Below are 22,623 nucleotides of genomic sequence, written 5' to 3'. Positions count from 1 at the left end.
TGCTTCAATAAAGGGTAAATTTGAAATACAATCTACCAGCACCCCCGTAATAAAAAGTTAAACCACAGTTTATATTTTAAAAATTTCAGACATACCCCTATATTTTTTAGGGTAAAAATATTTTGAATTCATTTTTTTTGTAAATTTGCCCTGTAAAAATTAACCTTATTATGTCAACTTTAAGATTCAAAGCGTTAGAAACTTTACCATTTAAGGACTTCAGAAGAGATAATTCTGTTGAGGTACCTGGAAAATTGTCAGAATTATTCTGCCAGAATGTTTTCTCAGAAGAAACCATGAGAGAATACCTGACTAAAGAAGCCTTCCAGTCTATTATGGATGCTATTAAGAAAGGAACTAAAATCCAGAGACATATTGCAGACCAGGTAGCGGTAGCTATGAAAGACTGGGCAATGAGCAAAGGTGCCACGCACTACACACACTGGTTTCAGCCTTTAACAGGAACTACTGCAGAAAAGCACGACTCTTTCTTCACTCCAATTGAAGGAGGCAGAGCTATTGAAAGATTCAGCGGAAACCTACTGATCCAGCAGGAACCGGATGCTTCTTCTTTCCCGAACGGAGGAATCAGAAACACTTTCGAAGCAAGAGGTTATACCGCATGGGATCCTACTTCTCCTGCATTCATCATGGGAACTACTCTTTGTATTCCTTCTATCTTTATCTCTTATACAGGAGAAACTTTAGATTATAAAGCCCCTCTTTTAAGAGCTTTGAATGCTGTAGATGAAGCTGCAACGAATGTAATGCAGTATTTTGACAAAAACGTAACAAAAGTAACGCCTACTCTAGGGTGGGAGCAGGAATATTTCTTAGTTGACTCCGCATTATACCAATCCCGTCCGGATCTTGTTTTAACAGGAAAGACTTTATTAGGCCACTCTCCTGCTAAAGGACAGCAGCTGGATGACCACTATTTCGGTTCTATCCCGACAAGGGTAATGAACTTTATGAAGGAGCTGGAAATTGAGTGTATGAAACTGGGAATTCCGGTAACAACAAGACATAATGAAGTAGCTCCTAACCAGTTTGAGCTTGCTCCAATGTTCGAAGAAGTGAACGTGGCTGTAGACCACAACTCTTTATTGATGGACATCATGGCAAGAATTGCTCACAAGCACCATTTCCATATTTTATTCCACGAAAAACCATTCGCAGGCGTAAACGGAAGCGGAAAGCACAACAACTGGTCTTTAGCAACAGATACAGGTGAAAACCTATTAAGCCCGGGAAAAAATCCTAAGAAAAACTTACAGTTCTTAACATTCTTCGTTAATACTATTAAAGCTGTTCACGAATATGCTGATCTTTTAAGAGCAAGTATCGCATCAGCAAGCAACGACCACAGATTAGGGGCTAATGAAGCGCCACCTGCCATTATTTCCGTATTCATCGGAAGCCAGCTGTTCAGAGTATTGGAAGAACTGGAAAAGGTAACGGAAGGAAAACTTTCTCCGGATGAGAAAACAGATCTAAAATTAAATGTAGTTGGAAAAATTCCTGAAATCCTTTTAGATAACACGGATAGAAACAGAACTTCCCCATTTGCATTTACAGGAAATAAATTTGAGATCAGAGCGGTAGGATCTTCTGCGAACTGTGCAGAATCTATGACTGTAATGAACACGATCGCTGCAAAACAGCTGAACGATTTCAAAAAAGAAGTAGACGCCCTTATCGAAACAGGCCTTAAGAAAGATGAAGCGATCTTCAATGTATTAAGAGAATACATCAAGCAGTGTAAAAACATTATGTTTGAAGGAGACGGATATTCTGATGACTGGGCAAAAGAAGCTAAAAAGAGAGGTTTAAACAACTTAAAAACCACTCCGGAAGCTCTTAAGCAGGAAATGGATAAGAAATTCCTTGATCTTTATGAAGAGATCGGCGTATTCACCCACAGAGAGGTTGAAGCCAGAAATGAAATTAAACTTGAAAAATATTCTACTGTTATTGATATTGAAGCAAGAGTTTTAAGTGATATCGCAAGAAACCACATCATTCCTTCTGCTTTAAATTATCAGAACAGACTGATCGAGAACGTAAAAGGTCTTAAAGAAATATTCGGGGATAAAGAATTCAAAACGTTGGCGAAAGAGCAAATGAGCTTAATCACCAATATCTCTGAAAACGTTTCCAAAATTAAACTGGGCGTTGAAGATCTTATTAAAGCAAGAGAAGCAGCGAAGGCTGTATCCAATAGTCAGAAGCAGGCAGAAGCATACTGCACCAAAGTAATTCCTTTATTCGAAGGTATCAGAGAAGCCTCTGACAATCTTGAAATGATGGTTGATGATGAGCTTTGGCCAATGACTAAATATAGAGAAATGTTATTTACAAAATAACATCTGTAAAGTTCCATATTAGTTAAACTCCCCGGTTTTCCGGGGAGTTTTTTTGGTTTATTAACAGCAGTGAAAATTGGAGTTGTAAATCACAAAATCCGATTAATAAAGGATAGGCGATTTATTTTGTTAAAGAATCTTAATAAAAAAAACCGCAGACTCACCAAAAATAGGCGGTTGCGGTTTGTTTTTCTTTAACATACTTAAATAATATGTTAAAATGTGTTAAATAAAGAACCTGACAATAATCATATCAGGGGTCTTTTGGCCGGAATCTCTACTTTTGTAATGCTTTGTGAAAATAAATATTCCTTTTAACACGGATAATCAAATATATATGAAGAAAAGAGTTTTGTTTTATTTAGTTGCTTTAGTGTCTACAGTTTCAGTTCAATCATGCGCTACAAATTATGTAGTTTCACAACCAGCAACTTACGCTAAAGAATACAAAACAGATGCCAAACTAGCTTCTATTGACAATAAGAAAATGGAGCAGGATAAGCAAAGACTTATCGATTCTTTTCTAGCTGAAAAGGCAGCATCTATCGCCAGCGCGAAAAAAGCCATTAAGAATTCTGAGATTGCAAAAGCAGTCAAATACAATAAAACGATCGACAATATCCTTACAGAAGCTGAAACTTACCTTGGGACTCCTTACAGATACGGAGGGATGACCAGAAGAGGTATTGATTGTTCAGCTTTCGTTCTTTCTGTATTCGGAGCAGCAGCAGGGCTTAGCTTACCAAGAGTAGCAGCTTCTCAGGCTCAGGAAGGAGAAAGCATTGATAAAGGTGAGCTTCAGAAAGGAGATTTGATTTTCTTTTCACACGGAAGAAGAATCTCTCACGTAGGTATCGTAGAAAGTGTTACTGAGGAAGGTGAAATCAAATTCATCCATGCAGCCACTTCAAAAGGGGTAATGATCTCATCGCTGAATGATTCCTATTGGGGACCGAAATTCAGGTTTGCAAAAAGAGTGATCAACGAGAACGGAGATGCTTATAACAACTTAGCTTCTTCTACTCCATCCACAGCGACAAGTTTTTAATTTTAAATAATTGATTTAAATAATGAAGCCATCAGATATCTGATGGTTTTTTTATTTCTGAACATGAATTGAATTGATATCATTGAAAGAATAGGTTTTGGCTAAAGCCTTTTTTGAGACTCTATCATATGAAGGCGGGCTAAAGCCCACCCCTATCGAATATTCCAGGATAGGTTTCAGAGTAGTAAATCAATGAAACAACTCTTTTTCCAGTCTACCCAATCTAAATGCAGAAGACGGGCTAAAGCCCGCCCCCATTGAATTTAAATTATATAAGCAAAAGAGGTTTCCCGTCCTCCATCATCTAATTTCTAATCTCTAGCTTCTAACCTCTAATTCCTATCTATTTCAATGTCGAGCTTATACAACAGTCCGTGTACTTCTGAAAGTGAAAATTTAGCCTTTCTAAGCCTATTTAAAGCAGGATCTATTGAATAATTAAAGGAAGTCCTGAAATCTGTTTTTTCAAGGTTTGTCCGGTCGAAAATGGCGCCGGAAAGATCACAGCCGGAAAACATGGAATTGGACAGATCGCATTCTGCAAAATCCGTCTCTATTAATCTGGAATTTTTAAATACCGTCTTCTTAACGGAGGTTTTGTAGAATACCACATTATTCAACAGACATTCATCAAATCTGAATGAAAGACCGAAGGGATTGCATTCACTGAACTGGAGCCCAAACATTTTACATTCTTTGAAAACAGTATCCTGAAAAGAGGTTTTTACCAGTTTGGCCATACTCAGATTACAACCGATGAATTCACAGCCTGTAAAACTGAAATCAGAGAGATCTGCATATTCAAAGCTGCTGTTTCTGAAGGTGCAGTTTTCATATTCGCCTTTTTCAAAAGGTTGTTCTGAATGATTTATATGCTGGAAGTCCTGGTCTGAAATATGGGCATGTTTCATTATTGATCCTTATTTAGATAGTGTATATGTATCGTAAAAGATTTTGGAGACTTTTAATTTAAAACACTTTTGATAACTATTTCAAAAAAGTTATACAAGGCTGTTCTTATCCGAATAATTCAGTTTAAAGAAAATAAAAGTCATCATAGAAAAGGCAAGGAGCGAGCTTCCTCCATAACTGAAATACGGAAGCGGAATCCCAACGGTCGGGAAAAGCCCCATAACCATCCCTAAATTGATGGTAAAGTGCATCATGAGGATAGACGCAAAACAATACCCGAATACCCGGTTAAAGGTAGATTTCTGCTGTTCTGCGAGATAGTAGATCCGGCCGATAAATATCATGTAGCATAAGATCAGAACGGCGCTTCCTACAAATCCCCATTCTTCCCCTACGGTACAGAATATATAATCGGTTTCCTGCTCCGGAACAAATTTTCCCTGTGTTACAGATCCTTCGCGGTATCCTTTTCCTAAGAGTCCGCCGGAACCTATAGCTGTTTTTGAGTATAATAAGTTGTACCCGGAGGTATCTCTGAATGCTTTTTCTCCTTTGTAAAGAACCTCAATTCTTTCTCTCTGGTGCTTAGGAAGCTTCTCTAAAATATAAGGCGAACCGAAAGCCAATCCGCAAAGCAGAAGAATGGACCCTGAAATCCCTGCGATAGAAATGACATCCCAGGACATCCTGTGATAATTCATGGCGATTAAAAGCCCTGCAATGATCACTACAGCCAACGCCACATACAACGGAGGTATGGCAAGAGAGACCAAAAAGACTCCGGCAAAAATAAATCCTACCCCGAAAAGAAGACCATTTAAGCCCTCTCTGTATAAAGCAATAAAAAATGCGATGAATACAAGCATAGAGCCCACATCCGGAATCATCAGAACCACTGCGGCAGGAATTCCGATAATAGCCAATACAGTCCAAAGTGATTTTTTAACCTTTAAATTAAAATCCGGTCCGGAAACATAGTTGGCCAGCATAAGTGCTGTTCCTATTTTGGCAAATTCTACCGGCTGCATGGTAAAGCTCCCGAATTTGTACCAGTTTTTCTGCCCCAGAATTTCCTTTCCAAACGGGAAAAGACCAATCAGAAGCAGAACACCGCCGATGTAAATAATTCCGGACATATTCTCGAAGAACTTACTTCTCCCCACAAAGATAATAAGCCCGACAAACAGAGAAATACAGAAGAAAATCAATTGTTTTTCTCCCAACTTCTGGTCAACACTGTAGATATTTGCGATTGCAAAGATGCAAAGCAGGAAATACAGCCCGAGGCCCAGTTTATCTATTCCTTCTGCCCATTTCATTGCTTTACCTTTTTATTTTTAGCGTTGTTCTTTGTTTCTTCCTCTATTTTTTTCTGCAGCTTTATTTTCTGCTCTTTGATAAAATTCAGGCTGTCCTGTTTTCTTTTCAGCTTTACAGAATCTTCTTTAGGATCTTTGTATAATCCTTTACGTTTCAGATCCGCCACCCACTGTCTTTTATATTCAGGCATAAAGCTGGCTCCGGTCATCTTTTTGTAGAGATTTTCTCTCTTCAGATCTCCGGTGATGTATTTTTCAGCAATTACCGTACAGGCTGGTCCTGCCCATGTAGCTCCGAATCCGGCATGTTCCATAACGGCAGCAACTACAATTCTTGGTTTATCTGCCGGAGCAATCAATACAAAGATTGAGTTATCCTTTCCCTGAGGAACCTGAGCCGTACCTGTTTTCGCAAGCTGGGTAAAGTCATTGGATTTCAGACTTCTTGCAGTACCTCTTAATACCACGGCTTCCATCCCTTTCAATACGGGTTCAAAGTGCTTAGGATCTACAAGGGTCTTATGTTTTGTTTTAAATCTCGGATCGGGATTAGGCTTCCCATCAATAGATTTAACGATATGAGGCGTGTAAAACCATCCTTTATTGGCAATGGCAGCCACATAATTGGCCAATTGAAGAGGCGTTACCAGAACATCTCCCTGTCCCATTCCATTGAAGATAGAACCGTTCATGGTATAGTCAGGGCTCCAGTTTTTCTTCCCGCTTCGTTTTTCGTAAAATTTACCTGAAGGAATTCTTCCCGGCGAACCTACAGCAATATCATTATTCAGATATTCTCCTACTCCAAAGCTGCTCATGATTTTTTTCCATTCATCAACCCCTTTGGAAGGGTCGCCCGGATATTTGTTCATGATGGCAATGAAAGCATGTGAGAAATAACAGTTACTGGAAACCTGGATCGAAGGAATCAGGGGATCAGCTCCACCGTGTCCTTTAATTCTTAATCCTTTATAATAGAAACCTCCTCCACACGGGAAAATGGTGTTCTCATCCATTACACCCATCTGCATACCTGCCAAAGCAGTCAGTAATTTGAAGGTAGAACCCGGAGGATAAGCTGCCTGAACAGACCGGTCAAACGTAGGTTTATTTTCGTATAAGGTGTCTTTTGATAATGCGTACAGGTTTTTTGACTTGTACGGACCTGTAAACAGATTCGGATCAATATCCGGGCCGGTGGCCATGGTCAGGATTTCGCCGTTATTCGGGTCTATGGCTACAATGGCTCCGTGTTTTCCTACCAGCATTTCTTCTGCCATCCTCTGAAGATCATAATCAATGGTCAGGGTAATATCTTTCCCGGTAATAACATCTTTGTCTAATGTTCCGTTTTTGTAGGAACCGATATTCCGGAGTTTAATATCCTTTTGAATATACTTCATCCCTTTTACCCCGCGAAGATCTTTCTCATAAGATTTCTCCACTCCGGTTTTACCGATAAAATCGCCGGGAAGGTAATAGGCAGAATCTTTTTTTATTTCTCTTTCGTTCACCTCACTGGTATAGCCTAAAAGGTTTCCGGAAGTGCCCACTTCATACTGGCGCTGAGGTCTGGAAACAATGCTGAATGCAGGATACTTGAAAATAATTTCCTGAACCCTTGCAATATCTTCCCTGCTGAGGTCCTTCAGAAAAGTCATCGGAGTCAGCTTGGAGTAATATTTTTCTTTTTTGATGATACTGATTCTTTTGATAAAATCAGCCTTATTGATCTGCATAAGGTTGCAGAATCCAAGGGTATCAAAGTCAGGTTTCATCAAAGCCTGTGTAAAGGAAATTTCGTACGCCGGTTGGTTTCCTACCAGGATCTTTCCATTTCTGTCGAAGACGACTCCTCTCTGTGGGATAACGTATTCAATTTTAATGGAAGTATTGGCTGCATTTAAGGCATAACGATCCGTAAACAGTTGTAAATACGCAAGTCTCGCCACAAATATAAGGGCGATAACTACGAGGGCAGAAAAGATTTTTAAATAACGTGTGTTCAAACTTTTTGTTTGATTTTAAATATTAATGCGTAAACCACTATAAATATAAAGGAAATTATACTTGTGATCACTACATTAAGTAATATTTCAAAAAACCGGCTAAATTTAAAAAATTCGATGTACTGCACTAAAAGCTGATGCAGAAAGATACTTGAAAACAGAAACAGCAAAAACTGCGCCCACTGAAGGGACTGAAAAGAGAAAAAGTCTGTGGAAGTATCTGTGGAAGTCCTGAAGATCAACGTTCTGAAATAAGCGATCAGCGTTGTTGCAAAAGCATTGATTCCCCATGAATAGAGGAATGCATCTACGGAAAGTCCTATTAAAAAGCTTAAAGCTAAAAACTGATACTTATTTCTGAAGAAAGGATAAAACATGACGAATACCGGATAAAGAACCGGTGTATATTTCCCGAAAATGGTAATCCTGTTCAATACAAAAATCTGTAATGCAACCAGGAAGATCATGATCAATATATCGGTAAATAAAGTCCTGCTAATCATTTTCTTTTTTTATGACGGTCTGTAATGTATCCTGAATTCTCTGTACCTCTGCTTTTTTAAGGTTTTTCACAACGAATACCTTGCTTAAAGCACCCATTTTCTCGCTCAATTCTACTGAAATATCCCAGAATCCGGTTTTATTGTCTACGGAATATCCTGCGATGGTTCCAATCATTACGCCTTTAGGGAAAATCGCTGATTTCCCATCGGTAACAACGGTGTCGCCCACTTTTAAAGCAACATATTTAGGAATGTCTGCAAGATGCATCACCCTGGAATTATCGCCATTCCACGTTAAAGTTCCGAAATACCCGGAATTCTTTAATGCAGCGTTGATTCTGATTTTATTGACACTCAGGACAGACTGAACCAAAGCATAGCTGTCTGTTGAATTAATGACAATTCCCGCGATCCCTTTAGGCGCCATTACCCCCATCTGAGGGAAAACACCGTCTCTGCGGCCGCGGTTAATGGTAAAGTAGTTATTTCGTCTGTTGATACTGTTAAATACGATCTCGCCATCTACGAAAGTATAGATCTGGCCGCCGCCCAATGTATCGTGAACTTTTCTGAATGACGGATTCTTTGCTCCTTCCTTGCCATAAAGCTGAAGCATTAAAGATTTATTCTGAGCCACAAGATCTTCGTTGATCTGTTTCAGCTTCAGATAGGAAACTCCCTCATCTATATACCCCGAAATCCATGAATTCAATGCGGCCGACTGGCCTGCGATCCATGATTTCTGCATGGCGTTTTTAGAGAATATCAGAACCAGAGCAATAATCTGCAGGAATATAAAGAAGACAAAAAGAGCATTCTTCGAAAATAATCTCAGCAAAAATCCCATTCAGATATATAGTCGTAAAAAGTTAAAATTATTTAATTAAGAAATTGAATTTATCCATATTCTTAAGCGCAATACCTGTTCCGCGAACCACAGCTCTCAACGGATCTTCTGCAACAAATACAGGAAGACCGGTTTTTTTGTGCAGTCTGTCCGCAAGACCTCTCAATAAAGCACCTCCTCCAGCAAGATAGATACCTGTTTTATAAATATCAGCAGCCAGTTCCGGCGGTGTAAGAGAAAGTGTTTCCATTACGGCATCTTCAATTCTGATAATCGATTTGTCTAATGCACGGGCAATCTCTTTATAACCCACCATAATTTCTTTTGGCTTCCCTGTGATAAGGTCTCTGCCCTGTACCGGGATATCTTCAATGTCTACATCAAGATCTTCTACCGCAGAACCCACTTCAATTTTGATTCTTTCTGCCGTTCTCTCTCCGATGTAAAGGTTGTGGTGAGTTCTTAAGTAATATGCAATATCATTAGTAAATACGTCACCTGCAATTTTCACAGATTTATCACATACGATACCTCCTAACGCTACAACAGCAATTTCCGTAGTACCACCACCTATGTCGATGATCATATTTCCTTCAGGCTTCTGTACGTCAATCCCAACTCCAATTGCCGCAGCCATTGGTTCGTAGATCAGTCTTACCTCTTTTGCATTGACTTTCTGAGCAGAATCTCTTACCGCTCTTTTTTCAACTTCAGTAATACCGGAAGGGATACAGATCACGATTCTCAGGGCAGGCTGAATAAATCTTCCTTTAATCCCCGGGATCTTTTTGATGAATTCCTTGATCATGTGTTCAGAAGCGTGGAAATCTGCAATCACCCCATCTTTCAATGGACGGATTGTTTTGATATCCTCATGAGTTTTACCCTGCATATGCTTAGCCTGCTCACCAACAGCAATGGGTCTACCCGTAGAACGTTCAATTGCAACAATTGACGGCTGATCTATAACAATTTTATTATTATGGATGATAAGGGTATTGGCAGTACCAAGGTCTATCGCAATTTCTTGCGTAAACATATCAAATAAACTCATATTTCTCTTCTGATTTTAAGTTTACAAAGATATAAATTTAAGACTACCAAAGAAATTTAACGTACATATAATTTGGTTAAAATTTTATTAAAATTTATAATCTTATACTAACTTTTGATTTAATCATTTACGGAGCCTGATTTAAACTAAAATTAATGGAGTAATGAGACCGCAAAATTGCGAATAGCCAAAAGGGCAAAGAAGGCTGAAAAAACAGATCAGCTAATTGGCAAATTTACAGGATGCAAACTGAGCTTTATTTGCTTTCTCCGCCTGTCACCTTATGGAAATTTCTGCTGTATGACCATAGTTTTTCACGATAATTATCATATACATTATCAGAGGGTGATTAATTAAAAAAAACGTAAATTTGCGACTGCTTATGTTACAACATTCCAACATCCACCAAACATCGAATTTTGCTGTGCTTTCCATCAGCTACGAGAAGGCCGATGTAGAAACGAGAGGAAAATTTGCATTCTTTGATGACAACATCAAAAACTTTGTTACCCGGATTCACAATGTGGATTTAGGGGATGCATTTGTGGTATCCACATGTAACAGAACGGAGATCTATACCACTTCACCCAATTATCTGCTGGTTGCGGAAGAATACTGTAAAACCATCGGAGTCCAGCTTACGGACTTCCTCCAGTTTGCAAATATCCTTACCAAAGAGGAAGCTTTGATTCATCTTTTCAGGGTAGCTGCCGGACTTGAAAGCCAGATTATCGGGGATTTTGAGATCATCGGACAGATCAAAAAAGCATACAGCCGTTTTAAAAAAGAAAGACAGAATTCCAATCCTTACCTGGAAAGAGCCATCAATGCAGCCATACAGATTTCGAAAAGAATTAAAAATGAAACCGGAATTTCCAACGGAGCCGCTTCTGTGTCTTACGCGGCGGTTCATTATATCCTGAACAGCCAGAAAAAAATCACTGAAAAGAACATTCTTCTTCTGGGTGTAGGCGAAATCGGGCAGAATACGGTTGAAAACCTGGTGAAGCATGTTTACCAGCCTAAAATTAAAATCGCGAACAGAACCCAGGAGAAAGCTGAAAAGATTTCCCAGAAATACAGTATTCCTCATGTTGATTATTCTGATTTTGACCGGGAATTAAAAAATACGGACATTCTGATCGTTGCCACGGGAGCCAAACACCCTATCATCAATAAATCTCACTTCCCGAACGGAAAAGAAACCCTGGTTATAGATCTTTCTATTCCCCACAACGTTGAAAAAGACGTTACAGAGAATGAAAATGTAACTTTAATTGATGTGGATGAACTTTCCAAACAGATCCAGGAAACCATTCAGCAAAGGGAAAAAGAAATACCAAAAGCTGAAAAAATCATCAAAGAACTGATGAAAGAGTTTCTGGAATGGGAGAAAAAAAGAAAGCTGGCACCCAATATCCACCATTTCAAAGCCGTTCTGAAGAATATGGAACGTAATGAAATGCATAATTTTTACAGAAAAAATAAATACATAAACATCACGGACATGGAGCTTTCTGACAAAATGATCCAGAAAATCACCAACCGTTTTGCAAAATTTATCATAGACAATCCTTTAAAAGCCGAAGAAATTAGTAAATTAATGCACGAAATATTAGTTGAACAACCAAACAACGAATTCAATGAAAAGCATTAGAATCGGAACAAGAAATTCCGCACTTGCACTTTGGCAGGCAAGGGAGGTTGCGAGGCACCTTCAAAACCGCAATTATTTAACGGAAATAGTTCCTATCGTATCTTCGGGCGATAAGAACCTGAATCAGCCGCTTTATTCTTTAGGGATCACCGGGGTTTTCACAAGAGACCTTGATGTGGCTTTACTGAATGACGAAATTGATATTGCCGTACATTCTTTAAAAGATGTTCCTACCCAACTTCCTCAGCATATTGAGATCGTTGCTTATCTGGAAAGAGATTTTCCTCAGGACGTACTGATCCGCAAAGAATCTGCCCGAAATAAAGAGTTCCATGAGCTGAAACTGGCTACCAGCAGTCTCAGAAGAAGAGCCTTCTGGCTAAAAAATTATCCTCATGCTGAATTTTCCGATATCCGTGGAAATATCCAGACGCGTCTTCAGAAACTGGAAGATGGAGATTTTGATGCTACGATCCTATCGCTGGCAGGAATCAAGAGGATGAAAATGGACATTGATTATGAAATGCTTCCCTTAATGATCCCGGCTGCTTCCCAGGGCGTAATTGCTGTTGCAGGACATTCTGACAAAACTGAGATCAATGAAATCCTGAGCCAGATCAATCATAAGAAAACCCAGATCTGTGTAGAGATCGAAAGAAATTTCCTGAGCACACTGGAAGGCGGATGTACTGCCCCAATCGGAGCTTATGCTGAAATCATCGAGAACCAGATCCGTTTCAAAGCCGCACTCTGCTCACTGGATGGCAAAAACTGCATTGCTACCGATGAGAGCTTCGATTATAACGAGACGGAGAATTTTGGCGAGAAATTCGCTAAAATCGTTCTTGAAAACGGAGGGAAAGAGCTGATGACTGAAATCAAAAATTCGTACTAAGAATCTGTAAGCAGGTTTATCTTATTAATTCTCAATTTCAGGACAGTGAAAAAATACTTTTTTTTATTCGCATTTACTTTTTGTGTATTTCTTGGAAATGCGCAGGGCAAGTTTGCGCTTCAGCTTTCTGACTCTGCATTGGGATTAATAGACAGCAGCGTTCAATATGATCCGACCTATTTTGTGATCAAATATCCTGGCGGAGATGTTCCAGCCGGTAAAGGAGTCTGTACGGATGTGATTATACGGGCGTACAGAAAGCTGGGCATTGATCTTCAGAAAGAAGTTCATGAAGATATGGCGAAAAATTTTTCAAAATATCCGAAAACCTGGGGATTAAAAAAGCCTGATACCAATATTGACCACAGAAGAGTTCCGAATCTAGCCGTCTTTTTTTCAAAATTCGGAAAAGTAAAATCTATTGAAACCAATCCTGCGCTGTATGTTCCGGGAGATATTGTGACATGGATTTTACCGGGAAATCTTACCCATATCGGATTGGTTGTGAATAAAAAATCTGCTGACGGCAAAAGATATATGATTGTACACAATATCGGAGGCGGACAGGTTTTGGAAGATGTTCTTTTCAAATATACCGTCACCGGACATTATCAATACCAGAAATAAACTGCATTTATGAAAAATCTTATCTATGCTTTATGTGTATTGATTGCATGCTATACGAAAGCGCAGACCGGCGAATTTAAAATAATCAGCAAACCGATAGACTATTCACAGGAAAGAATACGTTTAAGCTTAGAGTACCTTAAAAGTCATTATAATATAGTACAGAGTTCACCTGCTATTTCGCCCAAAATAATTGTATTGCATTACACGGCCGGCGGAACGGTAGAAACGAATTATAAGTATTTTAATAAAACCCATCTGGAATCTGCCAGAAATGTTTTAAAAAAGCAGAGCACCTTAAATGTTTCCTCACAGTTTATTGTAGACAGGGACGGAACCATTTACCAGCTTATGGAGCCCAATATGTTTGCCAGACACACCATCGGACTTAATTATTGTGCGATCGGTATTGAAAATATTGGAAGCAAGAGCCAGCCGCTTACAGAAAAGCAGGTTTCGGCAAATGCCCAGCTGGTACGGTATTTAACTAAGAAATACAATATAGAATATCTGATCGGGCACTCGGAATACGGAGCTTTCAGAGGTTCGAAGCTTTGGAAAGAAACGGATCCGAACTATTTTACAGCGAAAGAGGATCCGGGAAAAGATTTCATGAAAAAAGTAAGACTGCTGGTTACTGATCTGCATTTAAAAGATAAACCCTAATCGAATGAAAATTCTATTGACCAAAATCATAGACGCCACCTTGCTATCCAAAGAACTGGGATCGGATATTTCGGCGGAATGTATTGAGGTGATCAGAACGGAAGCTATCAAAATACCTGCATTTGATTTAAAAAACTATTCACTGATCTTTACAAGTGTCAACGGAGTAAGTTCTTTCTTCGGGAATCAGTTCAAGCCTAACGAAGATTTTACGGCAAAAAATTACAACAAGATATACTGCGTCGGCGAAAAAACGAAACGGGAACTGAGAAAATATGGTTTCGGAACGTTTAAAGTGCTGAAAAATGCCGACACCCTTTCGAAGTTTATCATCGGAAACTGCCAGCACGAACAGTTTCTTCATTTCTGCGGCAACCTGGCCATTGATGTTTTGGATAAAACCCTTCCTCTGCAGAATATCAGCTACAAAAAGATCACGGTCTACAGAACGGAAGAACTCTACCCTGCCGTACCTGAAAAATATCATGCTGCAGTCTTTTTTAGTCCAAGCGGAGTTCGTAGTTTTGCAAAACTCAATTCTTTAGAAGGAATGAAGATTTTTTCCATCGGTGAAACCACCTCGGGTGAGCTGAGAAAACACACTTCCACAGAGATCTTTACCTCAGAGGAAAATAATCTGGCTTCTGTTTTCGGATTGATTAAAAAGGAACTTTAAGCAGCTGCACATTGGCTGGTAAAAATAATGAGTGTCGGGAACGGCCGTATTAGTTTAAATAAATTATGATTAAAAACGACTTATATTTAAAAGCACTCCGCGGAGAAACTGTAGAAAGACCGCCGGTATGGATGATGAGACAGGCCGGAAGATATCTGCCGGAATTCATTGCGCTGCGCGACAAATATGATTTCTTCACCAGATGCCAGACGCCTGAGCTGGCTTCAGAAATTACGGTACAGCCGATCAGAAGATTTCCGTTGGATGCAGCCATTCTGTTCTCTGATATTCTGGTGGTTCCACAGGCCATGGGAATTGATTTTAAAATGAAAGAAAATGTAGGTCCGTGGCTGGACAATCCGATCAGAACAATGGAACAGGTTCAGAATGTGATTGTTCCTGATGTGGATGATACTTTAGGATACGTTTTTGATGCCATTGAGCTTACCCTAATTAAATTAGACAACGAAATTCCGTTGATCGGTTTTGCAGGTTCTCCTTGGACGATCCTGTGCTATTGTATTGAAGGAAAAGGAAGTAAAGCTTTTGATATTGCAAAATCTTTCTGTTTCCAGCAGCCTGAAGCGGCTCATTTACTGCTTCAGAAAATTACGGATACCACGATCGCCTATTTAAAAAGAAAAGTGGAAAAAGGAGTTTCTGCAGTACAGGTTTTCGATTCATGGGGAGGAATGCTTTCTCCTACAGATTATCAGGAATTCTCATGGCAGTACATCAACCAGATCGTTGAGGCATTAAGCCCTCTGACGCATGTAGTAGTATTTGGAAAAGGATGCTGGTTTGCCCTTGAAGATATGACGATGTCTAAAGCTTCGGCTTTGGGTGTGGACTGGACGATTACGCCGGAATTCGCAAGAACGTTAACGAATCATACGATGACGCTTCAGGGGAATTTTGATCCTGCAAGACTTCACTCTACTCCGGAAACGATTAAGAAGATGGTGACTGAGATGATCAACCGTTTTGGAAAAGACAGATATATCGCCAATCTGGGTCATGGAATTCTTCCGAATATTCCTGTTGAGAATGCGGAGGCGTTTATCAGGGCGGTTGTGGACTGGAAACCAAATAACTAGTTTTTAACCACAAAAGGAGCAAAAGTTTTTAACACTTAGTTGATTAAGAACATGCTTTGTGAATAAGAATATCACATAGGTTTTGAAAATCTTAGATTTTCGTTAAACAGACAGGTACAAATTTAAACCTCATAGGTTTTTGAAACCTATGAGGTTTAGACAAAATAAGATACATTAAATTATATCAAAAATAAAGCCCCTTTCAATCTGTATTGAAGGGGGCTTTTTACAAGAAAAAAATGAGTGATTAGTTCACTTCAGTTATAAAGTCTTCTTTTGATTTTCTCACTTTGGTAAGATTCACCAACCAGTCTGATTCTGAATCTCTGTACCCGATTGGGAGTAATAAAACGCTCTTCAACCCTTTTTCTTTCAGGTTTAAAATTTCGTCTACCGCTTCAGGGGAAAACCCTTCCATGGGAGTAGAATCCACACCTTCAAAAGCAGCTGCAATGATCGCTGCACTGAAAGAGATATAAGCCTGTTTAGCGGCATGAATAGCGTTTTCTTCAGCAGATCTCTGAGGATAAGTGCTCAGCAGCATCTGTCTGTAGTTTTCCCAGCCTTCATTTTCAAAACCTCTGATTTTGTTGGTAAGATCGAACATAGTGTTGATTCTTTCTTCCGTATAATTATCCCATGCGGCAAACACCAAAAGGTGCGAACAATCCGTAATCTGTGGTTGGTTCCAAGCATGCGGTTTGATCTGCTCTTTTACATCCTGATTGGTAATCACAATGATTTCAAAAGGCTGAAGCCCGCTGGAAGTAGGTGCCAGTCTTGCGGCTTCCAATATTTTATCCACTTTTTCCTGTGGTACTTTCTGACCGTTCATTGCTTTCGTTGCAAATCTCCAGTTCAATTTTTCAATTAATTCCATTAAATTAAATTTAGACAGGACAAAATTACTTCAAGAACAATAACTCCCGCTCACAAAAATTGCTATTTGAAAGATTGGCAGAATCTATTATTTATAACCATTTTAAATAGTGAGCTTTGCATAATAAAAAAGCCTCCGGAGTGGAGGCTTTATCAGTTTATTCTTTGGTTATTTTTTTACTTATAATTTCTTTTTTATTATCAACCACGATTAAATAATTTCCTTTAGGCAGGTCTGAAAGATCATATCCATCACGCAGTCCGGCGAACTTCTTAACCTCTCTGCCGGACATATCAAGCACCGTGATATTGGAATCGGATTTCAGTTGATCTGAATTGATATACAGATTATTTTTTACAGGATTGGGATAGACCTTCATTTTCTCGGCAGACGAAACTTCGGAAACCGCCAGTACTCCTGATGTAATGACAACATCATCCACCGCTACTCCAAACGAATAATCTCCAACATCGTCATAGACGAACCTTAACTGAAAATTAGCATTGGCATAAGGAGTCAGATTGATACTGCTTGCCTGAACATATCCTGCAAGTACATAGTTCAGTGTACTAAGATCAATAGTCCAGTTTCCGGATGCTCCCGAAGATGTAAATACCTGCACCCATGATGTTCCGTTAAAGACCTCAACCTTTAATGTAGAATTAAGCATATAAATCTGATTGGCGTATTTAAATGACAGCTTAGGGTTTGAAACGGCAGTAAGGTTGATCACCGGAGATACTAATCTTGCATTGGTATTGATCCCGCTGGGCCCGGCATTATCATCATCAAAAAAGGCTGCCCCGCTTGGAAATGAGGCAAAACCACTAGTGGACCCAACGCCCCAGTTAAAGGCAGTATCCGGATTATTAACCGTCCATCCTGCGGGCATCACCGCTCCGTTAAAGTCTTCAGAAAATACCTGCGCATTAATAATTCCACAAGCGATGAGTGAAAAAAATAGTATTGTTTTCATGATAAAGATCGTTTATTAGTTTCTTCAAAATTAATAATTAATATTCATCAGAAATCAACATTTAACATAATATTTTAACATGAAAGTAATACAGCTATGGGAAACCTTCTACATGCAACTATTTTGTATTGAAATATAATTTTCTTTCGTAAAGAATTTATATTTACATTTGATTACCAATACATTAAAAACAATTATTATGAAAAAACTGAACAAAGAAAAAATGAAAACAGTTTTCGCGGGAGGTGAAATCTGTCTGGAATGTGCCATTGGATATTATCAGGTCATCATCGACGGAAAATGTTACTGTATTCCCTGGGAATAAGCACCAATAAAAAAGCAGCTGATCAGATCAGCTGCTTTTTCTATTTTTTATATTTTATCCAAGCATTTTCTGGGCTTTCTTAACGCCCTCTACAAGCCTGTCTATTTCTTCAAAGGTATTGTAAACCGCAAAACTGGCTCTTACCGTTCCGGCTATATTGAAGAAGTCCATGATAGGCTGCGTACAGTGATGTCCGGTTCTTACGGCAATGCCCATTTTATCAAGGATCATCCCAACATCGGAAGATATTCCCACCCCTTCCAGGTTAAAGGAAACCACGCCTGTTCTCTTTGCTTTTTCGCCGTAGATCTTTATATTGTCCAGTTCCAGAAGTTTTCTCTGGGCATAATCCAGCAATGCATTTTCATGATTCTGAATGTTCTGTCTTCCAATGGCATCAATAAAATCAACTGCTGCACCCAGGGCGATATTCCCTCCTACATTTGGGGTTCCGGCTTCATATTTAAAAGGAAGTCCCGCATAAGTAGTTCCGTCGAAAGAACATGTTGCGATCATTTCCCCTCCTCCATGAAACGGCGGAAGCTCTTCCAGAATGGCCTGTTTTCCGTATAGAATTCCGGCTCCCATCGGTGCATACATTTTATGACCGGAGAACACGAAGAAATCACAGTCCATTTTCTGTACATCGATCTCAAAATGAGGAGCAGACTGCGCCCCATCAATCACGATGTAAGCATCCGAATGCTGTCTTGTCTTAGCAATAATCTCATCTATCGGATTCACAATTCCCAATGCATTGGAAACCTGATTTACAGCAACAACTTTTGTCTTTTCACTTAAAAATTCATCCAGATAATTCAATTGAAGAATACCGTTTTCATCAATCGGAATTACTCTAAGCTTTGCTCCGGTTCTTTCACACAGCAACTGCCATGGAACGATATTGGAATGATGCTCCAGATAGGAAATAATGATTTCATCGTCCTTTTTCAGCTTCTGCGTCAGAATATAGGCGATGAGGTTCAGACCTTCTGTAGTTCCTTTTGTAAATATAACTTCAAAATCATGCTCAGCATTGATGAACTTCTGGATTTTCCTTCTGGAAAGCTCCATTTCTTCGGTAGCCAGCTGGCTTAATGTATGGATTCCTCTGTGAACATTGGCATTAAGCTGGGTATAGTATTCATTCCAGATCTTCAAAACAGAATCCGGTTTCTGGGATGTGGCTGCATTATCTAAGTAAACCAAGGGCTTACCATTCACTTCGCGGTTTAATATCGTAAACTGACTTCTTACTTCCTGAATGTCAAACATTTATTAAAATTTTAAATTAGATCGCTCTTATTTAGAACACTTCAAATTTACGTCTTTTTTCTGAGAATAGAATTGTGAAAAGGCAAAAGGGTAAAACAGCGGATTTGCTTATTGCCTTTCAGCCTTTTCGTTGTTTTGCCCTTTTTACTAAAAAATAAAAACCTGCCAATACATTGACAGGTTTTATATTGTTGTTTGAATAAGCAAATATTATTCTGCTGCAGTTTCTTCTGCTGCCGGAGCTGCTCCTTCTTCTGCTACAACTTCTTCTTCATCGTCATCTTCTGCTGCTGCACCACCTTTCATTGCATTTCTAGACATCTTAACAGCTACTACAACTGCATTGTCAGGGTGTACGAAAGAATATCCTTCAGCTTTGATTCCTCCAACATAGATTTTGTTACCAATTTTCAATGGAGTAACATCTACAACTACCTCATCAGGTAAGTTAGCAGGAATAGCTTTCACTTTTAATTTTCTGAAAGACTGACGTAAAACACCACCAGCCACAACACCTTTAGAACGTCCGGTAATTCTTACAGGAACTTCCATAATTACTGGCTTATCGTCAGATAACTGGTAGAAGTCTACGTGTAAAATTTTGTCCGTAATTGGGTGGAACTGAATATCCTGAAGAACTGCAGGAATAGTTTTTCCGTCTAGTTCAATAGATACCGTGTGTGCTTCAGGAGTGTATACTAAACCTTTGAAAGCTTTCTCTTCAGCAGAGAAGTTTAAAGGTGCTTCACCTCCATAAACAACACAAGGAACTAATTCAGCATCACGTAAAGCTTTTGTAGACTTTTTGCCCACGCTTTCTCTTTTTGTACCTTGAATTGTAATAGATTTCATTTATAAAAAATTTAAAAAATTGTTCAATTTTAATTTGCAATCCGCTAAAAATCAATTAAATAACAAACTTACTGCTAATTGATTGGTGCTCATGAACCATCTTCATAACGTCCGCAAATAATGGGGCGCAAGATAGCACTTTTATTTTAGTTGACAAATTATTTTTAACAGGAATTGAGTCAGTTACAATAACTTCCAATAATTTTGAGTTCTCAATATTATCGTAAGCCTTTCCTGAAAGGACTCCGTGAGTGGCCATTGCTCTTACAGATTTTGCGCCTTTTTCTATAAGGATTTCTGCCGCTTTGCAAAGGGTTCCCGCCGTATCAATCATGTCATCGATAAGGATTACATTTTTACCGACTACATCCCCGATAAGGAACATTTCCTCTACCACATTTGCCTTTTTTCTTTCTTTGTAAGCAATTACTACTTCAGCACCTAAGTGTCCTGCATAGTTTTTCGCTCTTTTTGCACCTCCCATATCCGGAGAAGCAATCGTAAGGTTATCTAAGTTCAGAGATTTGATATGGTCTACGAAAATAGTAGAAGCATACAGATGATCTACCGGAATTTCAAAGAATCCCTGAATCTGGTCTGCGTGAAGATCCATAGTCATTACTCTTGTTGCTCCTGCAGCAGTTAACAGATTAGCAACCAGTTTTGCGCCTATCGGAGCTCTCGGTTTGTCTTTTCTGTCCTGTCTTGCAAGTCCGAAGTAAGGAATTACAACGGTAATGCTTTTTGCGGAAGCTCTTTTCGCTGCATCAATCATCAATAGAAGCTCTAATAGATTGTCTGCTGGCGGGAAGGTAGATCCAATCAGGAAAACTCTTCCTCCTCTTACAGATTCATCCAGAACAGGCTCAAATTCCCCGTCGCTGAACTCCTGAAAGTTGATTTTTCCTAACTCTTTCCCATAATATTGGGCAATTTTTTCTGCCAAGTCCCTGCTGGTTCTTGTACAAAATAGATAACTTAACTGATCGGCCATTTTTACTTTTTAAAGATTTTGCAAATTTAAAAAAAAACCACAAGAATTACTCTTGTGGTTTCTAAGTTTTTATTTTCCTGTATGATTAAGGGAATTTTATCCCCGAATATTTGTTAGGATCTACCTGTGGTAAGTTGGATCTATAGGTTGCGTTGATTGATTTGATAAATTCATTGGCAATAACGGCATACCCTCTTCCTGTAAGGTGAACTCCATCTAAAGAGAAAGCACCACCTGTAACAAATTTAGCGGTATATCTTACCCCGTCAAAAGAAATTCCTGACTGAGCACCCAGCTCACCCATTTTCTTATTGGCATCCACAAAAGCATATCCTTTTGCAGTGGCGGCAGCCTGAATCGCTACGTTATAAGCACTAATTGCTGTATTGATTTCTGTAGCTTCAGTTGCTGTAAGTACATATTTGTCAGCAAACGGATAAGCAACTCCTCTTGCCCCAAGAGCAGCAGGAATTCCAGGAGGAAGTGTTTCCGGTTTTCCGATCTCCGCTTTGGTTGTTAATGGAACAAGATCCCCTGTTTTTGCCTGTCTGGCCTGTCCGTAAGTAGCACCAAGATAAGCGGCAAGAGCCATTAACGTAGGATTTCCTGAAGCGGTAGCCGCAGCAGTGATCTGCACGCCTAATGATGGTAGATTTTCATCCTTAATCAAAAGAGGATTGGCTTCCGTTTTTGAAAGCGGTTTAATTCTGTCTCCCGCTCCAAGTGCAGTTAATATTTGATTCAACGGACCGTAAAGCTGAGCATTCAATGCATCAATCGTTGCGTTTCCTGCCGTTACGTTTCCACCTCCTAATACAGATGCTGTTAAAGGATTAACCGGAATTGTCGTTAATGCCGGGATAGAAGTTACACTAGGAATATTCGCGATTACCCCTTTTGCGTTGGTACTTGCAATTTCATTAATCAGGGTATTATAGTATAATGTAAACTGAGCTGGCGGCGTTAAGGTTTCAGCTGAGCTGTCTGCACCTGCCAAAGCGTATAGCAAAGCATCATTATTTCCAATCCATAAGGAGAAGAATGTCGGATTTTGCTTTTTAAAATCTTTAATTACAGATGTAGTCGGCTCTGAAGCAAATCTCACGAAGTACGGGTTAGCTGTTTTTGCAGCTACGTTCAGTACATTTCCATAGCCGTCGGCCAGTAGGTGAGCAACCTTAGCTCCCGGAACTCCTAAGTTATTAAAAGGACCTGCCAATACTGTATTGGTTAAAGTTGTTGCCGTATTATTGTTGGCATATTTCAGATCCGGCGCCCCATCGATAAAGCCATTGATAAATAGCTTGGTATTAGCAATCTGCATAGGACCAACAAGCGTATTAAGGATCAGTCCTCCGTTGTTATCTGCCATTAAAGGCTGCTTGAAATCACCTCCGCCCACTAATTTCATCTGCTGTGCAATCATGGAAGGATAAGACTCATTCTGCCCGTCTATATAAAGCGCTCCGTCTCTGTATCCTGAAGTAAGCGAGTTTCCAAGAGACACATATCTGGTAAAGTCTGCATCTCCTTTGGTCACCTGGATATCTTTTACATCAGTGTCGAAATCATTCTCACAACTTGTTGTAAAAAGAAGTGCAGAAACGGCAAGTGTAGATATTATAATTTTTTTCATAGTCTTTCA

Annotated in this window: 21 protein-coding genes; 9 read left to right on the top strand and 12 right to left on the bottom strand. The window is 39.3% G+C overall.

What is annotated here, in order from left to right; genetic code table 11:
- Nucleotides 1-170 precede the first annotated feature (170 nt).
- Both JET18_RS13375 and JET18_RS13370 read left to right on the top strand, forming a co-directional pair.
- Nucleotides 171-2,366, top strand: coding sequence for a glutamine synthetase III family protein (locus tag JET18_RS13375; protein WP_202091815.1), 2,196 nt, complete (start codon nt 171-173; stop codon nt 2,364-2,366).
- A 337-nt stretch (nt 2,367-2,703) separates the two neighbouring features.
- On the top strand, nt 2,704-3,414 hold the full coding sequence (locus JET18_RS13370) for a C40 family peptidase (protein ID WP_202091813.1): 711 nt from the start codon (nt 2,704-2,706) through the stop codon (nt 3,412-3,414).
- Nucleotides 3,415-3,746: 332 nt separating this feature from the next.
- Here the strand turns inward: JET18_RS13370 and JET18_RS13365 are convergent, their stop codons facing one another.
- From JET18_RS13365 to JET18_RS13340, 6 genes are all read right to left on the bottom strand, one after another.
- Nucleotides 3,747-4,325, bottom strand: a complete 579-nt coding sequence (locus JET18_RS13365) for a pentapeptide repeat-containing protein (RefSeq protein ID WP_202091811.1) — start codon at nt 4,323-4,325, stop codon at nt 3,747-3,749.
- Nucleotides 4,326-4,415: 90 nt separating this feature from the next.
- On the bottom strand, nt 4,416-5,645 hold the full coding sequence (gene rodA, locus JET18_RS13360; protein ID WP_202091810.1) for a rod shape-determining protein RodA: 1,230 nt from the start codon (nt 5,643-5,645) through the stop codon (nt 4,416-4,418).
- Nucleotides 5,642-7,654 carry a penicillin-binding transpeptidase domain-containing protein gene (locus JET18_RS13355; RefSeq protein WP_202091809.1) on the bottom strand — a complete coding sequence of 671 codons (2,013 nt, stop codon included), beginning with the start codon at nt 7,652-7,654 and terminating at the stop codon, nt 5,642-5,644. The genes rodA and JET18_RS13355 overlap by 4 nt, the downstream gene beginning before the upstream one ends.
- On the bottom strand, nt 7,651-8,157 hold the full coding sequence (locus JET18_RS13350) for a hypothetical protein (RefSeq protein ID WP_034724152.1): 507 nt from the start codon (nt 8,155-8,157) through the stop codon (nt 7,651-7,653). The genes JET18_RS13355 and JET18_RS13350 overlap by 4 nt, the downstream gene beginning before the upstream one ends.
- Nucleotides 8,150-9,004 carry a rod shape-determining protein MreC gene (gene mreC, locus JET18_RS13345; RefSeq protein WP_202091808.1) on the bottom strand — a complete coding sequence of 285 codons (855 nt, stop codon included), beginning with the start codon at nt 9,002-9,004 and terminating at the stop codon, nt 8,150-8,152. The genes JET18_RS13350 and mreC overlap by 8 nt, the downstream gene beginning before the upstream one ends.
- Nucleotides 9,005-9,032: 28 nt before the next feature.
- Complete coding sequence (locus tag JET18_RS13340; protein ID WP_034700899.1) at nt 9,033-10,058, bottom strand: rod shape-determining protein; 1,026 nt, start codon at nt 10,056-10,058, stop codon at nt 9,033-9,035.
- Between the two features lie 382 nt (nt 10,059-10,440).
- On the opposite strand from JET18_RS13340, the gene hemA reads away from it, so the two are divergent.
- The 6 genes from hemA (at nt 10,441) to hemE (ending at nt 15,676) form a co-directional block, all read left to right on the top strand.
- Nucleotides 10,441-11,715 (top strand): glutamyl-tRNA reductase, encoded by a 1,275-nt coding sequence (gene hemA, locus JET18_RS13335; protein ID WP_202091807.1) that lies wholly within the window; start codon nt 10,441-10,443, stop codon nt 11,713-11,715.
- Nucleotides 11,702-12,610 (top strand): hydroxymethylbilane synthase, encoded by a 909-nt coding sequence (gene hemC / locus JET18_RS13330; protein WP_202091806.1) that lies wholly within the window; start codon nt 11,702-11,704, stop codon nt 12,608-12,610. Before hemA ends, hemC begins: the two co-directional genes overlap by 14 nt.
- A gap of 45 nt (nt 12,611-12,655) precedes the next feature.
- Nucleotides 12,656-13,237: a DUF1287 domain-containing protein gene (locus JET18_RS13325; protein WP_202091805.1), complete on the top strand. Its 582-nt coding sequence runs from the start codon at nt 12,656-12,658 to the stop codon at nt 13,235-13,237.
- A 9-nt stretch (nt 13,238-13,246) separates the two neighbouring features.
- Nucleotides 13,247-13,903, top strand: a complete 657-nt coding sequence (locus JET18_RS13320) for a peptidoglycan recognition protein family protein (RefSeq protein WP_202091803.1) — start codon at nt 13,247-13,249, stop codon at nt 13,901-13,903.
- A 4-nt stretch (nt 13,904-13,907) separates the two neighbouring features.
- On the top strand, nt 13,908-14,579 hold the full coding sequence (locus JET18_RS13315; protein WP_202091801.1) for a uroporphyrinogen-III synthase: 672 nt from the start codon (nt 13,908-13,910) through the stop codon (nt 14,577-14,579).
- Nucleotides 14,580-14,644: 65 nt separating this feature from the next.
- On the top strand, nt 14,645-15,676 hold the full coding sequence (gene hemE, locus JET18_RS13310; protein WP_034724166.1) for a uroporphyrinogen decarboxylase: 1,032 nt from the start codon (nt 14,645-14,647) through the stop codon (nt 15,674-15,676).
- A 247-nt stretch (nt 15,677-15,923) separates the two neighbouring features.
- Here the strand turns inward: hemE and JET18_RS13305 are convergent, their stop codons facing one another.
- Nucleotides 15,924-16,556, bottom strand: coding sequence for an NAD(P)H-dependent oxidoreductase (locus tag JET18_RS13305; RefSeq protein WP_202091798.1), 633 nt, complete (start codon nt 16,554-16,556; stop codon nt 15,924-15,926).
- A 157-nt stretch (nt 16,557-16,713) separates the two neighbouring features.
- A complete protein-coding gene (locus JET18_RS13300; protein ID WP_202091796.1) occupies nt 16,714-17,532 on the bottom strand; it encodes a T9SS-dependent choice-of-anchor J family protein in 819 nt (272 codons plus the stop codon).
- A gap of 199 nt (nt 17,533-17,731) precedes the next feature.
- On the opposite strand from JET18_RS13300, the gene JET18_RS13295 reads away from it, so the two are divergent.
- Complete coding sequence (locus tag JET18_RS13295; protein WP_202091794.1) at nt 17,732-17,857, top strand: GNAT family acetyltransferase; 126 nt, start codon at nt 17,732-17,734, stop codon at nt 17,855-17,857.
- A 54-nt stretch (nt 17,858-17,911) separates the two neighbouring features.
- On the opposite strand, the gene JET18_RS13290 is transcribed toward JET18_RS13295, so the two are convergent.
- From JET18_RS13290 to JET18_RS13275, 4 genes are all read right to left on the bottom strand, one after another.
- Entirely contained in the window at nt 17,912-19,132 is a 1,221-nt protein-coding gene (locus JET18_RS13290) for a cysteine desulfurase (protein ID WP_202091792.1), read from the bottom strand.
- A gap of 210 nt (nt 19,133-19,342) precedes the next feature.
- Complete coding sequence (locus JET18_RS13285; protein WP_202091790.1) at nt 19,343-19,984, bottom strand: 50S ribosomal protein L25/general stress protein Ctc; 642 nt, start codon at nt 19,982-19,984, stop codon at nt 19,343-19,345.
- Nucleotides 19,985-20,039: 55 nt separating this feature from the next.
- Entirely contained in the window at nt 20,040-20,978 is a 939-nt protein-coding gene (locus JET18_RS13280; RefSeq protein ID WP_202091788.1) for a ribose-phosphate pyrophosphokinase, read from the bottom strand.
- Nucleotides 20,979-21,063: 85 nt separating this feature from the next.
- On the bottom strand, nt 21,064-22,614 hold the full coding sequence (locus JET18_RS13275; RefSeq protein ID WP_202091786.1) for an SGNH/GDSL hydrolase family protein: 1,551 nt from the start codon (nt 22,612-22,614) through the stop codon (nt 21,064-21,066).
- Nucleotides 22,615-22,623 lie beyond the last annotated feature (9 nt).

This window comes from Chryseobacterium endalhagicum, assembly GCF_016745235.1.
GTDB lineage: Bacteria > Bacteroidota > Bacteroidia > Flavobacteriales > Weeksellaceae > Chryseobacterium > Chryseobacterium endalhagicum.
This window is presented reverse-complemented; position numbering and strand designations above follow the sequence as displayed.

Coding starts and splice junctions, on each gene's coding strand:
- JET18_RS13375 (WP_202091815.1), top strand. CDS start 171: ATGTCAACTTTAAGATTCAAAGCGTTAGAAACTTTACCATTTAAGGAC.
- JET18_RS13370 (WP_202091813.1), top strand. CDS start 2,704: ATGAAGAAAAGAGTTTTGTTTTATTTAGTTGCTTTAGTGTCTACAGTT.
- JET18_RS13365 (WP_202091811.1), bottom strand. CDS start 4,325: ATGAAACATGCCCATATTTCAGACCAGGACTTCCAGCATATAAATCAT.
- rodA (WP_202091810.1), bottom strand. CDS start 5,645: ATGAAATGGGCAGAAGGAATAGATAAACTGGGCCTCGGGCTGTATTTC.
- JET18_RS13350 (WP_034724152.1), bottom strand. CDS start 8,157: ATGATTAGCAGGACTTTATTTACCGATATATTGATCATGATCTTCCTG.
- mreC (WP_202091808.1), bottom strand. CDS start 9,004: ATGGGATTTTTGCTGAGATTATTTTCGAAGAATGCTCTTTTTGTCTTC.
- JET18_RS13340 (WP_034700899.1), bottom strand. CDS start 10,058: ATGAGTTTATTTGATATGTTTACGCAAGAAATTGCGATAGACCTTGGT.
- hemA (WP_202091807.1), top strand. CDS start 10,441: ATGTTACAACATTCCAACATCCACCAAACATCGAATTTTGCTGTGCTT.
- hemC (WP_202091806.1), top strand. CDS start 11,702: ATGAAAAGCATTAGAATCGGAACAAGAAATTCCGCACTTGCACTTTGG.
- JET18_RS13320 (WP_202091803.1), top strand. CDS start 13,247: ATGAAAAATCTTATCTATGCTTTATGTGTATTGATTGCATGCTATACG.
- JET18_RS13315 (WP_202091801.1), top strand. CDS start 13,908: ATGAAAATTCTATTGACCAAAATCATAGACGCCACCTTGCTATCCAAA.
- hemE (WP_034724166.1), top strand. CDS start 14,645: ATGATTAAAAACGACTTATATTTAAAAGCACTCCGCGGAGAAACTGTA.
- JET18_RS13305 (WP_202091798.1), bottom strand. CDS start 16,556: ATGGAATTAATTGAAAAATTGAACTGGAGATTTGCAACGAAAGCAATG.
- JET18_RS13300 (WP_202091796.1), bottom strand. CDS start 17,532: ATGAAAACAATACTATTTTTTTCACTCATCGCTTGTGGAATTATTAAT.
- JET18_RS13295 (WP_202091794.1), top strand. CDS start 17,732: ATGAAAAAACTGAACAAAGAAAAAATGAAAACAGTTTTCGCGGGAGGT.
- JET18_RS13290 (WP_202091792.1), bottom strand. CDS start 19,132: ATGTTTGACATTCAGGAAGTAAGAAGTCAGTTTACGATATTAAACCGC.
- JET18_RS13285 (WP_202091790.1), bottom strand. CDS start 19,984: ATGAAATCTATTACAATTCAAGGTACAAAAAGAGAAAGCGTGGGCAAA.
- JET18_RS13280 (WP_202091788.1), bottom strand. CDS start 20,978: ATGGCCGATCAGTTAAGTTATCTATTTTGTACAAGAACCAGCAGGGAC.
- JET18_RS13275 (WP_202091786.1), bottom strand. CDS start 22,614: ATGAAAAAAATTATAATATCTACACTTGCCGTTTCTGCACTTCTTTTT.